General features: G+C 69.3%; 13 protein-coding genes. 9 read left to right on the top strand and 4 right to left on the bottom strand.

The features are described 5' to 3' along the window. The 3 genes from uvrC (at position 1) to whiA (ending at position 3,868) form a co-directional block, all read left to right on the top strand. The gene (gene uvrC / locus ASD93_RS06620) at positions 1-1,911 is read left to right on the top strand and encodes an excinuclease ABC subunit UvrC (protein ID WP_056120450.1); all 1,911 of its coding nucleotides are present in this window, start codon (positions 1-3) and stop codon (positions 1,909-1,911) included. Positions 1,912-1,921: 10 nt separating this feature from the next. Next, positions 1,922-2,818: an RNase adapter RapZ gene (gene rapZ, locus ASD93_RS06615; protein ID WP_414843695.1), complete on the top strand. Its 897-nt coding sequence runs from the start codon at positions 1,922-1,924 to the stop codon at positions 2,816-2,818. A 72-nt stretch (positions 2,819-2,890) separates the two neighbouring features. Then, on the top strand, positions 2,891-3,868 hold the full coding sequence (whiA, locus tag ASD93_RS06610) for a DNA-binding protein WhiA (RefSeq protein WP_056120447.1): 978 nt from the start codon (positions 2,891-2,893) through the stop codon (positions 3,866-3,868). 5 nt (positions 3,869-3,873) lie between these two features. Here whiA and ASD93_RS06605 read toward each other — a convergent pair whose 3' ends face one another. After that, positions 3,874-4,710 carry a PhzF family phenazine biosynthesis protein gene (locus ASD93_RS06605; protein ID WP_056120444.1) on the bottom strand — a complete coding sequence of 279 codons (837 nt, stop codon included), beginning with the start codon at positions 4,708-4,710 and terminating at the stop codon, positions 3,874-3,876. Positions 4,711-4,872: 162 nt separating this feature from the next. Between ASD93_RS06605 and ASD93_RS06600 the strand changes: the two genes are divergently transcribed. From ASD93_RS06600 to ASD93_RS06575, 6 genes are all read left to right on the top strand, one after another. Next, positions 4,873-5,499, top strand: a complete 627-nt coding sequence (locus tag ASD93_RS06600) for a superoxide dismutase (RefSeq protein ID WP_056120440.1) — start codon at positions 4,873-4,875, stop codon at positions 5,497-5,499. A 104-nt stretch (positions 5,500-5,603) separates the two neighbouring features. Next, entirely contained in the window at positions 5,604-6,614 is a 1,011-nt protein-coding gene (gap, locus tag ASD93_RS06595; RefSeq protein ID WP_056120437.1) for a type I glyceraldehyde-3-phosphate dehydrogenase, read from the top strand. 7 nt (positions 6,615-6,621) lie between these two features. Beyond that, entirely contained in the window at positions 6,622-7,836 is a 1,215-nt protein-coding gene (locus ASD93_RS06590) for a phosphoglycerate kinase (RefSeq protein WP_056120434.1), read from the top strand. Further along, positions 7,827-8,618: a triose-phosphate isomerase gene (gene tpiA, locus ASD93_RS06585; RefSeq protein WP_056120431.1), complete on the top strand. Its 792-nt coding sequence runs from the start codon at positions 7,827-7,829 to the stop codon at positions 8,616-8,618. The genes ASD93_RS06590 and tpiA overlap by 10 nt, the downstream gene beginning before the upstream one ends. Before the next feature lie 59 nt (positions 8,619-8,677). After that, positions 8,678-8,926: a preprotein translocase subunit SecG gene (gene secG / locus ASD93_RS06580; protein WP_056120428.1), complete on the top strand. Its 249-nt coding sequence runs from the start codon at positions 8,678-8,680 to the stop codon at positions 8,924-8,926. Beyond that, positions 8,926-9,282, top strand: coding sequence for an RNA polymerase-binding protein RbpA (locus ASD93_RS06575; RefSeq protein ID WP_056120425.1), 357 nt, complete (start codon positions 8,926-8,928; stop codon positions 9,280-9,282). Before secG ends, ASD93_RS06575 begins: the two co-directional genes overlap by 1 nt. A gap of 61 nt (positions 9,283-9,343) precedes the next feature. On the opposite strand, the gene pgl is transcribed toward ASD93_RS06575, so the two are convergent. The 3 genes from pgl to zwf are packed head-to-tail and all read right to left on the bottom strand — an operon-like array spanning position 9,344 to position 12,655. Continuing rightward, entirely contained in the window at positions 9,344-10,123 is a 780-nt protein-coding gene (gene pgl / locus ASD93_RS06570) for a 6-phosphogluconolactonase (RefSeq protein WP_056120940.1), read from the bottom strand. 25 nt (positions 10,124-10,148) lie between these two features. Further along, positions 10,149-11,108, bottom strand: coding sequence for a glucose-6-phosphate dehydrogenase assembly protein OpcA (locus ASD93_RS06565; RefSeq protein WP_056120422.1), 960 nt, complete (start codon positions 11,106-11,108; stop codon positions 10,149-10,151). Beyond that, positions 11,105-12,655: a glucose-6-phosphate dehydrogenase gene (gene zwf, locus ASD93_RS06560; protein ID WP_056120419.1), complete on the bottom strand. Its 1,551-nt coding sequence runs from the start codon at positions 12,653-12,655 to the stop codon at positions 11,105-11,107. The genes ASD93_RS06565 and zwf overlap by 4 nt, the downstream gene beginning before the upstream one ends. Positions 12,656-12,661 lie beyond the last annotated feature (6 nt).

Raw genomic sequence — 12,661 nt, 5'->3', positions numbered from 1 at the left:
ATGCCACGATCAGCGCCCACGGTCTCGTACAAGCCGAAGCCGGGGGAGATCCCGACAAACCCGGGCGTCTATCGCTTCCGGGACGCCGACGGGCGCGTGCTGTACGTCGGCAAGGCCAAGAACCTGCGCGCCCGCCTCTCGAACTACTTCGCGCCCCTGCGCACGCTCCACGAGCGCACGAGGCGCATGGTCACGACCGCGGCATCCGTGGAGTGGACGGTCGTCGCGAGCGACGTGGACTCCCTGCAGCTCGAGTACATGTGGATCAAGGAGTTCGATCCGCCGTTCAACGTCCGCTACAAGGACGACAAGTCCTACCCGTTCATGGCGATCACACTGGCCGACGAGGCGCCGCGGGTCATCGTGACACGCAACCGCCGGATCAAGGGCGCGAAGTACTTCGGGCCGTACCCGAAGGTCTGGGCGGTGCACGACACGATCGACCTGATGATCAAGGTCTTCCCGATCCGCACCTGCAGCGACTCGTCCTACAAGAAGGCGATGGCCTCCGGTAGGCCCTGCTTCCCGGGTCAGATCGGGCGCTGCGGCGGTCCCTGCTCGATGAAGGTCTCCGTCGAGGAGCACCGCGCGATCGTGGAGGACTTCGTCGCCTTCATGTCCGGGGGCGACCAGCGATTCCGACGAGAGCTGACCGCTCGCATGCGCGAGGCATCCGCTGCAATGGACTACGAGGCGGCTGCCGTCTACCGCGACCGGCTTCAGGCGATCGACGCGGTGCTCAACAAGAGCGCCCTCGTCCTCGCCGCCGACACCGACGCGGATCTGTTCGGCATCGCCGAGGATGAGCTCGCCGCCGCGGTGCAGCACTTCGTGATCCGGGGCGGCCGCGTGCGCGGTGTGCGGGCGACGACGATCGAGAAGGAGCTCGACATCTCGGGGGGCGACCTGGTGGACCAGGTGCTTCAGCGCACCTACGGCAACGCGGACGGCGCCGACATCCCCCGGCAGGTGCTCGTCCCGGCGATGCCGGAGGACGCCGCGGACCTCGAGGAGTGGCTGCGCGGGCGCCGCGGCAAGTCGGTGACGATCCAGATCGCGCAGCGGGGGCGCAAGGCCGAGCTCATGCGAACCGCGTCGCTGAACGCCCAGCAGGCGCTCATGCTGCACAAGACGCGGCGCACGAGCGACTACGTGGCGCGCACGCAGGCGCTCACCGACCTGCAGGAGGCGCTCGACCTCGCCGAGGCGCCCCTGCGCATCGAGTGCTTCGACGTGTCGCACCTCGGCGGGACCAACGTGGTGGCCTCGATGGTCGTCTTCGAGGACGGACTGCCGCGCAAGGACCAGTACCGGTCGTTCAAGGTCGAGGAGACGACCGACGACACCGACTCGCTCCACCAGGTGCTCTCGCGCAGGCTCGCCTACCTCGATCGCCCCGACGAGCCGCAGACCGTGCCCGAGGTCGATGCGACGGGGGACGGCGACGTCGTGACGGAGCGGCGCCGCACGCGTTTCGCCTACCGGCCGCAGCTGCTCGTCGTCGACGGCGGCAAGCCGCAGGTGGAGGCCGCGGCCCGCGCGCTGCGCGACGCCGGACACGAAGAGATCGCGCTGTGCGGCATCGCCAAGCGGCTCGAGGAGGTCTGGCTGCCGGGGGAGGAGTATCCGGTCATCCTGCCGCGCACGTCCGAGGCGCTGTACCTGCTGCAGCGGCTGCGCGACGAGGCGCACCGGTTCGCCATCACGCACCAGCGCAGACGGCGGCGGCGCGACATCCAGAGTGTGCTGGCGGAGATTCCGGGTCTCGGCGACGCGCGGATCAAAGCTCTGCTGCGCCACTTCGGATCCGTGACGTCTCTGCGCGCCGCGACCCCGGAGGAGATCGCCGAACTGCCCGGCGTCGGGCCGAAGCTCGCGGCGTCGATCCATTCGCACCTCTCCGGTGGATAGGGTGGTCTCGATGACGGGGGTGGTCATGGCCGAGGCAGGGCGCCGCGAGACGGGCGAGGTTCTCATCGTGACGGGCATGTCCGGGGCCGGTCGGTCCACCGCGGCCAATGCGCTCGAGGATCTCGACTGGTACGTCGTCGACAACCTCCCTCCGCAGATGCTGCGACCCCTGCTCGATCTGACCGAGCTCGCCGCGGGGGTGCTGCCGCGCGTCGCGGTCGTCGTCGACGTGCGCGGTCGCGACCTGTTCGCGGATCTCCCCGAGGCGATGCGCTCCCTTCGCGAGCGTCGGCAGATCCGCCTGATGTTCCTGGATGCCTCGGACGAGGTTCTCGTCCGGCGGTTCGAGGCCGTGCGCAGGCCGCATCCGCTCCAGGGCGACGGCACGATCCTCGACGGCATCCGTCTCGAGCGCGAGCGCCTGGCCGCCGTGCGCGAGAGCGCGGACGTCATCATCGACACGTCGCGCCACAACATCCACCAGCTCGCGACCCAGATCACCGAGCTGTTCACCGACGCCGATGCCGCGCGTCACACGCTCACGATCCTGAGCTTCGGCTTCAAGTACGGTCTTCCTCCCGACGCCGACCTCGTCGCAGACATGCGATTCCTTCCGAATCCGTTCTGGAACGAGGATCTTCGCGCCCTCACCGGAGAGGACGAGCCCGTGCGGGAGTTCGTCCTGGCGCAGGAGGGCGCGCGAGAGTTCATCGATGCCTACGCGTCGGCGTTGCGACCGGTCCTGGAGGGATATCAGCGCGAGAACAAGCGGCACTCCGTCGTCGCGGTGGGCTGCACCGGGGGCAAGCACCGTTCGGTCGCGATGGTGCGCGAGCTCGCCGATCGACTCGCGTCGGTGCCCGGCGTGGCCGTCCGTGTGAAGCACCGTGACCTCGGCCGGGAATGAGATGCTCCGCATGCGGCCTCGGCCGCGACTAGGCTGGACCGTCGTTCCCCACCGAAATCTGCAAGGAGTCCCGTGTCGCTGACCGCTGATGTGAAGGCCGAGCTGATCACCGTGCGCGATCCGCGCCCGACGGCCCGGGTGGCCGAGCTCACCTCGCTGCTGCGGTTCTCGGGCGGTCTGCATTCGATCGCGAACCGGGTGGCCGTCGAGGCGGAGCTGGACTCCGATGTGCTCGCGCGGCGCACCGCACGCGACCTCGTCGACATCTACGGCGTGCGACCCGAGCTCGTGCACGTGCAGGGTTCCGGCGGCCGCAGTGCGAGCCACTACGCCGTGCGCGTGATCGACGGCGGTGAGACGCTCGCCCGCCAGACGGGACTGCTCGACCAGCGCCGCCGCCCGGTGCGGGGGCTTCCGAACAAGCTCACCACCGGCTCACGCGCCGACCTCGCCGCTGTGTGGCGCGGCGCGTTCCTCGCGGCCGGCTCGCTCTCCGAGCCGGGCCGCTCGGCCGCGCTCGAGATCACGTGCCCGTCGTCGGAGGCCGCCATGGCCCTCGTCGGCGCGGCGCACCGACTCGGCATCCCCGGCAAGGCCCGCGAGGTGCGCGGCATCCCGCGTGTGGTCGTCCGCGAGGGTGAGGCCATTAGAGCGGCTCTCGCGGTCATGGGAGCCGAGAAGGCCGCCGCGGAGTGGGATCAGCTGCGACAGCGCCGCGAGGTGCGCGCCGGAGTGAACCGGCTGGTCAACTTCGACGACGCGAACCTGCGCCGGTCGGCACAGGCGGCCGTCGCCGCGTGCGCACGTGTGGAGCGGGCGATGGAGATTCTCGGCGACGAGATTCCCGAGCACCTGCGCGAGGCCGGCGACCTCCGACTCGCCCACCGCGATGCGAGCCTCGACGAACTCGGCCACCACGCCGACCCGCCGCTCACCAAGGACGCCGTGGCCGGCCGCATCCGTCGCCTCCTCGCGATGGCCGACAAGAAGGCCGAGGCGGACGGGATCCCGGGCACCGAGTCCGCGGTTCCCGCCGGCATGGAGGACTGAGGCTCTCAGTCGATCCGCGCCGCGGAGCCGGTGACGGTGACGCCCCCGGTCGCGGGGATCGTCACCTCGAGGAGTCCCGGCCGCCCGACGTGGCGTCCTTGCGAGATCCGCACCTGCGCCGGCGGCGTCACCGCGCCCGTCTCGCGCAGATACGCTCCTGTGGCCGCGGCGGCGGCACCCGTCGCCGGGTCCTCGGCGAGGGTGCCGACGGGGAACACATTGCGCGCCTCCCACTCCCCGTCGCCGAGGTCGTGGAGCACGATGATCGTCGCGGGCCAGGCCGCGGCATCCATCAACGCCCGCGCCTCGAGGGGATCGAAGGTGAAGGCGTCGAAGACCACGCGCTCGGCGAGGACGATCAGCGGGTGCGGATTTCCCGCAAAGGCCAGGCGGGGCGGATACCGCCGGTCCAGGTCGTCGCGGACCAGCCCGAGGAGCGAGAGCACGGCGTCGAGATCGGGCTCGGCGAGCGTCGAGACCCACGGCTCGACGCTGGTGAACGACGCGCGGCGACCGCCGTGCGACGTCGTGGTGATCTCGACGGGACCGACCGGCGTCTCGAACACGAAGGCGCCGTCGCCGAGCTCCTCGGCCAGTGCCACGGCCGAGGCGACGGTCGCGTGTCCGCAGAAGGGCACCTCGGCGACGGGGGAGAAGTAGCGGATGCCGCGTTCCCGACCGCCTCCGAAGACGAAGGCGGTCTCGGCGTACCCGACATCCGCCGCGATCCGCTGCATCTCGGCGTCGGTGAGAGCATCGGCGCCGAGCACGACGCCCGCCGGATTGCCGCCCGCCGGATCGTCCGAGAAGGCCGCCCATCGCTGGATCGCGGGTCGCATCATCGGCCGATCGTATCGCCGTTGCGCGGGGCCGCGGCGAGGCGACGGTAGATCCTGTCACGGAGGGAAGCAACCCCCTCGCCGCGGTGTTGGTGCTCAGTAGGATGAACCCGTCACCCTCGCTGCGCCGGGGAATTCGGCGCGCGCCGACAGGAAGAAGAGAACATGGCGACTTACTCCTTGCCCGACCTCCCGTACGACTACGCCGCGCTGGAACCGCACATCAGCGGCAAGATCATGGAGCTGCACCACGGCAAGCATCACCAGGCGTACGTGACCGGGGCGAACACCGCGCTGGAGCAGCTCGCCGAGGCCCGTGAGAGCGGCAACCTCGCGAACGTGAACAAGCTCGAGAAGGACCTCGCCTTCAACCTCGGCGGACACGTCAACCACTCGATCTTCTGGACCAACCTGTCGCCGAACGGCGGCGGCGAGCCCGAGGGCGAGCTGCGTGCCGCCGTCGACGAGTTCTTCGGCGGCTTCGACAAGTTCCAGGCGCACTTCACCGCTGCGGCCCTGGGTATCCAGGGCTCGGGCTGGGCCGTGCTCAGCTGGGATCCGATCGGCGAGCAGCTCATCATCCAGCAGCTGTTCGACCAGCAGAGCAACGCCGCGCAGGGGACGATCCCGGTGTTCCAGCTCGACATGTGGGAGCACGCGTTCTACCTCGACTACCTCAACGTCAAGGCCGACTACGTCAAGGCCGCGTGGAACATCGCCAACTGGGAGAACGTCGCGCAGCGCCTCGATGCCGCCCGTCAGAAGACCTCGGGCCTGCTGGTACTGTCATAGCAGGCGAGGCGTCCCGGCGGGACAGCCCGCCGGGACGCCGTTGTCCACTGTCTGAATCGCATCAAACCGCGCACTCGCGCACGACACATCTCAGGAGAAACTCCGTGGCTGTCAAGATCGGCATCAACGGCTTCGGCCGTATCGGACGCAACTACCTCCGCGCGGCGCTCGCGCAGGGCGCGGACCTCGACATCGTGGCGGTGAACGACCTCACCGACAACAAGACCCTCGCGCACCTGCTCAAGTACGACTCCGTGGGCGGCGTGCTGTCCGAGGACGTCTCGTACACCGCGGACTCCATCACCGTCGGCGACAAGACCATCAAGGTCTTCGAGGAGCGCGACCCCGCGAACCTGCCGTGGGGCGAGCTCGGCGTCGACATCGTCATCGAGTCGACCGGCCGGTTCACCAAGGCCGAAGACGCCAAGAAGCACATCGCGGGCGGCGCGAAGAAGGTTCTCATCTCGGCTCCCGCCACCGGAGACGACGTCACCGTCGTGATGGGTGTCAACGAGGGCGACTACGACCCCGCCAACCACGTCATCATCTCGAACGCCTCGTGCACCACGAACTGCCTCGCGCCCCTCGCGCAGGTGTTCAACGACGCATTCGGCATCGAGCGCGGCTTCATGATGACGGCCCACGCCTACACGGCCGACCAGAACCTCCAGGACGGCCCGCACAGCGACCTGCGCCGCGCGCGCGGCGCCGCGATCAACATCGTCCCGGCCTCGACCGGCGCGGCGAAGGCCATCGGCCACGTGCTGCCCGAGCTCAACGGCAAGCTGAGCGGCTCGTCCTACCGCGTGCCGGTTCCCACCGGCTCGATCGTCGACCTCACGATCGTGACGCCCACCGAGGGACTCACGGTCGAGCAGGTCAACGCGGCGTACAAGGCCGCCGCGGCGGACGGCCGTCTCGCGGGTTACCTCCAGTACACGGAGGACCCGATCGTCTCGAGCGACATCCAGGGCAACCCGCACTCGTCGATCTTCGACGCGGAGCTCACCAACGTCAGTGGCAACCTCGTCAAGGTCTCGGCCTGGTACGACAACGAGTGGGGCTACTCGAACCGCCTCGTCGACCTCACCGAGTACGTCGCCGAGAGCCTGTAACCACACCATGGCTCTGCGCACCCTCGATTCGCTGGGTTCGCTGGCCGGCAAGCGCGTCATCGTCCGTGCTGATCTCAATGTTCCTCTCAAGGACGGGATCATCACGGACGATGGCCGTGTGCGGGCCACGCTCCCCACGCTGAACCGCCTGATCAACGACGGCGCCCGCGTCGTCGTCTGCTCCCATCTCGGCCGCCCCGACGGCGCGCCCGACCCGAACTACAGTCTCGAGCCGGTCGCGCAGCGGCTGTCCGAGCTGCTCGGTAAGCCCGTCGCGTTCGCGCTCGACACGGTGGGCGAGTCCGCCCACGAGGCCGTCGCGGCCCTCGAGGACGGCGACGTCGCGATCATCGAGAACCTCCGCTTCAACGCGGGCGAGACGGCGAAGGACGAGGACGAGCGCCGCGCGTTCGCCGAGCAGCTCGCCGGACTCGGCGATGTGCTGGTGTCCGACGGCTTCGGCGTCGTGCACCGGAAGCAGGCGTCGGTCTACGAGCTCGCCCAGCTCCTGCCGTCCGCGGCGGGCACGCTGATCGAGAAGGAGCTCGATGTCCTGGACCGCCTGACCGAGAACCCGGAGCGTCCGTACACGGTGGTGCTCGGCGGCTCGAAGGTCAGCGACAAGCTCGGTGTGATCGATCATCTCCTCCCGCGCGTGGACCGCCTGCTCGTCGGCGGAGGGATGCTGTTCACCTTCCTCGCCGCTCGCGGGCACCGGGTGGGCGCCAGCCTGCTGGAGGCCGACCAGCTCGACACGGTGCGCGAGTACATGCGTCGCGCCGAGGAGTCCGGCGTCGAGCTCGTGCTTCCCACGGACGTGGTCGTCGCCTCGAAGTTCGGTGCCGACGCGGAGCACGTCGTCACGCGCGCCGACGCGATCGAAGACACGGCGTTCGGAGCATCCGGACTCGGACTCGACATCGGACCCGAGACGGCGACGCGGTTCGCCGACCTGGTGCGCGGTTCGAAGACGGTGTTCTGGAACGGTCCGATGGGCGTCTTCGAGATCCCCGCGTTCGCCGCCGGCACGAAGGCCGTCGCTCAGGCGCTGACCGAGGTCGACGGACTCTCTGTCGTCGGTGGCGGCGACTCCGCGGCCGCGGTGCGTCAGCTCGGCTTCTCCGACGACCGATTCGGACACATCTCGACGGGCGGAGGCGCCAGCCTCGAGTTCCTCGAAGGCAAGAAGCTCCCCGGACTGGAGGTCCTCGGATGGCAGTGAACACCCGTACCCCGCTCATCGCCGGCAATTGGAAGATGAACCTCGACCATCTGCAGGCGGTGGCGTTCGTGCAGAAGCTGCACTGGACGCTGAAGGACGCCAAGCACGACGGCGGCTCTGTCGAGGTCGCGCTCTTCCCGCCGTTCACCGATCTGCGCACCGTGCAGACGCTGCTCGACGCCGACAAGATCCCCTTCGCTCTGGGCGCGCAGGACATCTCGTCCCACGACTCGGGCGCCTACACCGGCGAGGTCTCGGGAGCGTTCCTCGCGAAGCTCGACAACCGCTACGTCATCATCGGCCACTCGGAGCGTCGCGAGTACCACGCCGAGACCGACGAGGTCGTCGCCGCGAAGGTGCAGGCCGCGCTCAAGCACGGTCTCGCACCGGTCATCTGCGTGGGCGAGACGCTGGAGCAGCGCGAGGAGTCGGGGCCGACAGCCGTCTCCGTCGCGCAGCTGGAGGTCGCGCTGGAGGGCGTGCCCTCGAATGCCGACATCGTCGTGGCCTATGAGCCCGTGTGGGCGATCGGCACCGGCCAGGTGGCCTCACCCGAGCAGGCGCAGGAGGTGTGCGCCGCGCTGCGCGGCGTGATCACCGACAAGCTGGGCGAGGATGCCGCGGCCCGCACCCGCGTGCTCTACGGCGGATCCGTGAAGGCGGCGAACATCGCGAGCTTCATGCGCGAGCCCGATGTCGACGGCGCGCTCGTCGGCGGAGCGAGCCTCGTCGTGGACGAGTTCGCAGCGATCATCCGCTACCAGAAGCACGTCGGCGTCTGACCGGTATACTCGACCCTTGTGCGATCGGCAGAAGATCGCGGCGAAAGGCTTCAACGACTGTGCAGATCCTCGAGTTCGTCCTGCAGGTGCTCCTCGGAATCACGAGCCTCCTGCTGACCCTCCTCATCCTGCTCCACAAGGGGCGCGGCGGCGGCCTGTCCGACATGTTCGGAGGCGGCATGACGTCGGCGCTCGGCTCGTCGGGTCTCGCTGAGCGCAATCTCAACCGTTTCACGGTGATCCTCGCGCTGGCCTGGTTCGTCTCCATCGTGGCGCTCGGCCTCATCACGAAGTTCCAGAGTCTCTGATGGCCACCGGAGGAAACGCGATCCGCGGCACCCGTGTGGGCGCCGGACCGATGGGCGAACAGGACCACGGGTTCCACGCCGACCGCGTCGCGGTGTCGTACTGGGACGCCCTCGGCAACGAGACCGTCCGCTACTTCGCCGCGGGAATCCCCGAGGAGGAGATTCCCGAGACGATCGACTCTCCCCATTCCGGGCTTCCTGCCGGGCGCGACAAGGCGAATCCGCCGGCCGTCGCGAAGAGCGAGCCGTACAAGACCCACCTCGCGTATGTGAAGGAGCGTCGCACCGAGGAAGAGGCCGATGCCCTCCTCGACGACGCGCTCCAGCAGCTGCGTGAGCGCCGCGGTCAGGACTGACCCCGCTGAACGACGAAGAAGAGCGGATGCCGAGGCATCCGCTCTTCTTCGTGTGGTGAGGTCAGTACTCGCGGTCGATGAGCTCCGGGGGCACCTGAGCGGCGGCATCGAGATCGACGAAGAACACCGTGCGCTTGCGGCCCTTGGCGCCCGCGGCGGGGACGCTCGCGTAGCTCGCGCCGGCGAGGGCCAGGCCGAGCGCGGAGGCCTTGTCGGCGCCCGAGAGCACCATCCATACGCGCTTCGAGCTGTTGATCACCGGACGCGTCATCGATACGCGCTCCGGTGGTGGCTTGGGAGAGTCGCGCACCGGGACCACGGCACGATCGGTGAGAAGGATCTCGGGGCGATCGGGGAACAGCGAGGCGATGTGCGCATCGGGCCCGACGCCGAGGAAGCACACGTCGAACGACGGCCACGGTCCTTCCGAACCGGAGAATGCCGCGAGCTCCGCCGCGTAGGCCTCGGCAGCGGCATCCAGTCCCATGCCCTCATCGCTCGCAGCAGCCGCGTGGATGTTGCCGGCCGGGAGGTCGAGGGCGTCGAGCAGCGCGGCGCGCGCCTGCTTCTCATTGCGGTCCGCGTCGCCGCGGGGGACGAAGCGCTCGTCGCTCCACCAGAAGTGCACGCGCGACCAGTCGATCGTCGTCAGGCGCGGGTTGCGCGCTGCGGCGGCGAGCACGGCCGATCCCATCGAACCGCCGGTGAGGGAGACGTGCGCGAGCTTGCCTTCCTCGACACGTTTCGACACGCGGCTGAGGAACCGCGTGGCGACCGACTCGGCGAGGGACGAAGGATCGTGACTGATGACGACGCGCTTCTCGGCCCAGGCTTCAACCATCGTGGTCACTCACCCGACGACTCGCTCATGCGTCTTGCGTCTCCTTCGTCGCCGGGGGGTCGAGCAGCTGCCATCCCTCCGTGATCACTCGACCATACAGGACGTCCGGGTCGAGCCGGCGGAGCTCCTCGGCCAGGCATTCGCGCAGGGTGCGGCGCGGGAAGGCCAGCTCGTGACTGGGTTGACCGGGCTGGGTGAGGATGGCGGAATCCGAGACCGGGCGTTCGAGCAGCACCTCTCCGCTCTCGCGGACGAGGGCGACCGACTTGATCCCGTGCGGCCACTCCTCGGGGGTGAGGTAGGCCCAGTCCACCGGCACGTCGAGCGCCAGGCGCAGCCACGCGGCCAGCAGCGCGGTCGAGGGGGAGTCGGCGGCCCCGCGCACGCGGACGGCGGTGACGGCCTCGTACGGCGGCTGGTCGAGGATCGCCGCGAGCTGCTCGCGCCAGCGGGTGAGGCGCGTCCAGGCGAGGTCCGTGTCGCCGGGTGCGTACTGCTCGCCGAGCGAGGCGACCCAGGCGGAGGGATCCGACTTGGTCGCGGCATCCGTGATGCGCCGCTGCGCGATGCGCCCGATCGAGGTCTTGGAGATGTTCTCGGGGGTGCGGTTCGGCCACCACACGACGACGGGGGCGTCGGGCAGCAGCAGCCCGGTCACGAGCGACTCGAGGTTGGAGTGGCCCGCCTCACCCGTGATGCGCAGCGTGACGACCTCGCTCGCTCCGGCGTCGCCGCCCACGCGGATCTGGGCGTCCAGGCGCGAGTCCGACTCCTCGGCGTTGCCGATGAGCAGCACCAGGACGCGCATCGGGTGCTCGCGCGACGCGTCGTTGGCTGCCTCGATGACCTCCTCCATCGCCCCCTCGCGCGTGAGGATGATGAGCGTCAGCACGCGACCGAGGGCGACGGCACCGCCCTCCTCGCGCACGCTGACCAGCGCGCGCGAGATCTTGCTGACGGTGGTGTCGGGCAGATCGACGATCACGGGCGCCTCCAGGTGCGGCCATCGCGGGCGAGCATCTCATCCGCGGACGCCGGGCCCCACGACCCGGGCGAATACTGTTCGAGCGGACCGCCCTGCGCCGTCCAGAATTCCTCGATCGGATCGAGGATCTTCCACGAGAGCTCGACCTCCTCATGGCGCGGGAACAGCGGAGGGTCGCCGAGCAGAACATCGAGGATGAGCCGCTCGTACGCCTCGGGGCTCGCCTCGGTGAAGGCGTGGCCGTAGCCGAAGTCCATCGTCACGTCTCGCACCTGCGCGCCGGCGCCGGGAACCTTCGATCCGAACCGGATCGTGACGCCCTCGTCGGGCTGCACGCGGATCACGAGGGCGTTCTGCCCCTGGCCCGAGGTCTGGCTGCGCGAGAAGAGCAGCTCGGGGGCGCGCTTGAACACGACAGCGATCTCGGTGACGCGGCGGCCGAGGCGCTTGCCCGTGCGGAGGTAGAACGGAACGCCCGCCCAGCGCCGCGTGTTGACCTCGAGTGTGATGGCCGCATAGGTCTCGGTGGTCGACTGCGGGTTCATGCCGTCTTCCTCGAGGAAGCCGAGCACCTTCTCGCCGCCCTGCCAGCCGCCCGCATACTGACCGCGCGCGGTCGAGCGCGACAGGTCGTCGGGCAGAGTGACGGCCGCGAGCACCTTCTCCTTCTCGGCGCGGAGGTTCTTCGCGTCGAAGGAGATGGGCTCCTCCATCGCGGTGAGCGCCATGAGCTGCAGCAGATGGTTCTGGATCACGTCGCGGGCGGCGCCGATGCCGTCGTAATACCCGGCACGGCCTCCCACGCCGATGTCCTCGGCCATGGTGATCTGCACGTGGTCGACGTAGTTGGCGTTCCAGATCGGCTCGTACAGCTCGTTCGCGAAGCGCAGCGCCAGGATGTTCTGGACCGTCTCCTTGCCGAGGTAGTGGTCGATGCGGAAGATCGAGTCGGTCGGGAAGGTCGATCGCAGGGCGTCGTTCAGCGCCTGCGCCGATTCCAGGTCGTGGCCGAACGGCTTCTCGATGACCACGCGCCGCCAGCGGTCGGGCTGGTCGGCGGTGTCGTCCACCAGGCCGGAGGCGCGCAGCTGCTCCGCGACGAGCGCGAAGTCCTTGGGCGGGATCGAGAGGTAGTAGGCGTGGTTGCCCATGGTCCCGCGCTCGACGTCCAGCTTCTCGACCGTCTCGCGAAGGCGTCGGAACGCGTCGGGGTCGCCGAACTCGCCCGACACGAACCGGATGCCCTGCAACAGCTGCTGCCACGTCTCGTCGCGGAACTCGGTGCGTGCGTGCTGACGCACCGCATCGTGCACGACCTGCGCGAAGTCCTGATCCTCCCAGTCGCGGCGCGCGAAGCCGACCAGGGCGAACCCCGGAGGGAGCAGTCCGCGGTTGGCGAGGTCGTAGACGGCGGGCATCAGCTTCTTGCGGGAGAGGTCTCCCGTCACCCCGAAGATCACGAGTGCGCTCGGACCGGCGATCCGGTTCAGGCGACGGTCTTCGGGGTCGCGCAGCGGGTTGTGCCCGCGCGAGATCTCGACAGTCATCGAAGG

Origin of the sequence: Microbacterium sp. Root180, from assembly GCF_001428485.1 — a bacterium.
In the GTDB taxonomy this organism is placed as follows: domain Bacteria; phylum Actinomycetota; class Actinomycetes; order Actinomycetales; family Microbacteriaceae; genus Microbacterium.
Note: the sequence above shows the minus strand (reverse complement) of the source record. Positions and strands in the feature narration are given on the sequence as shown.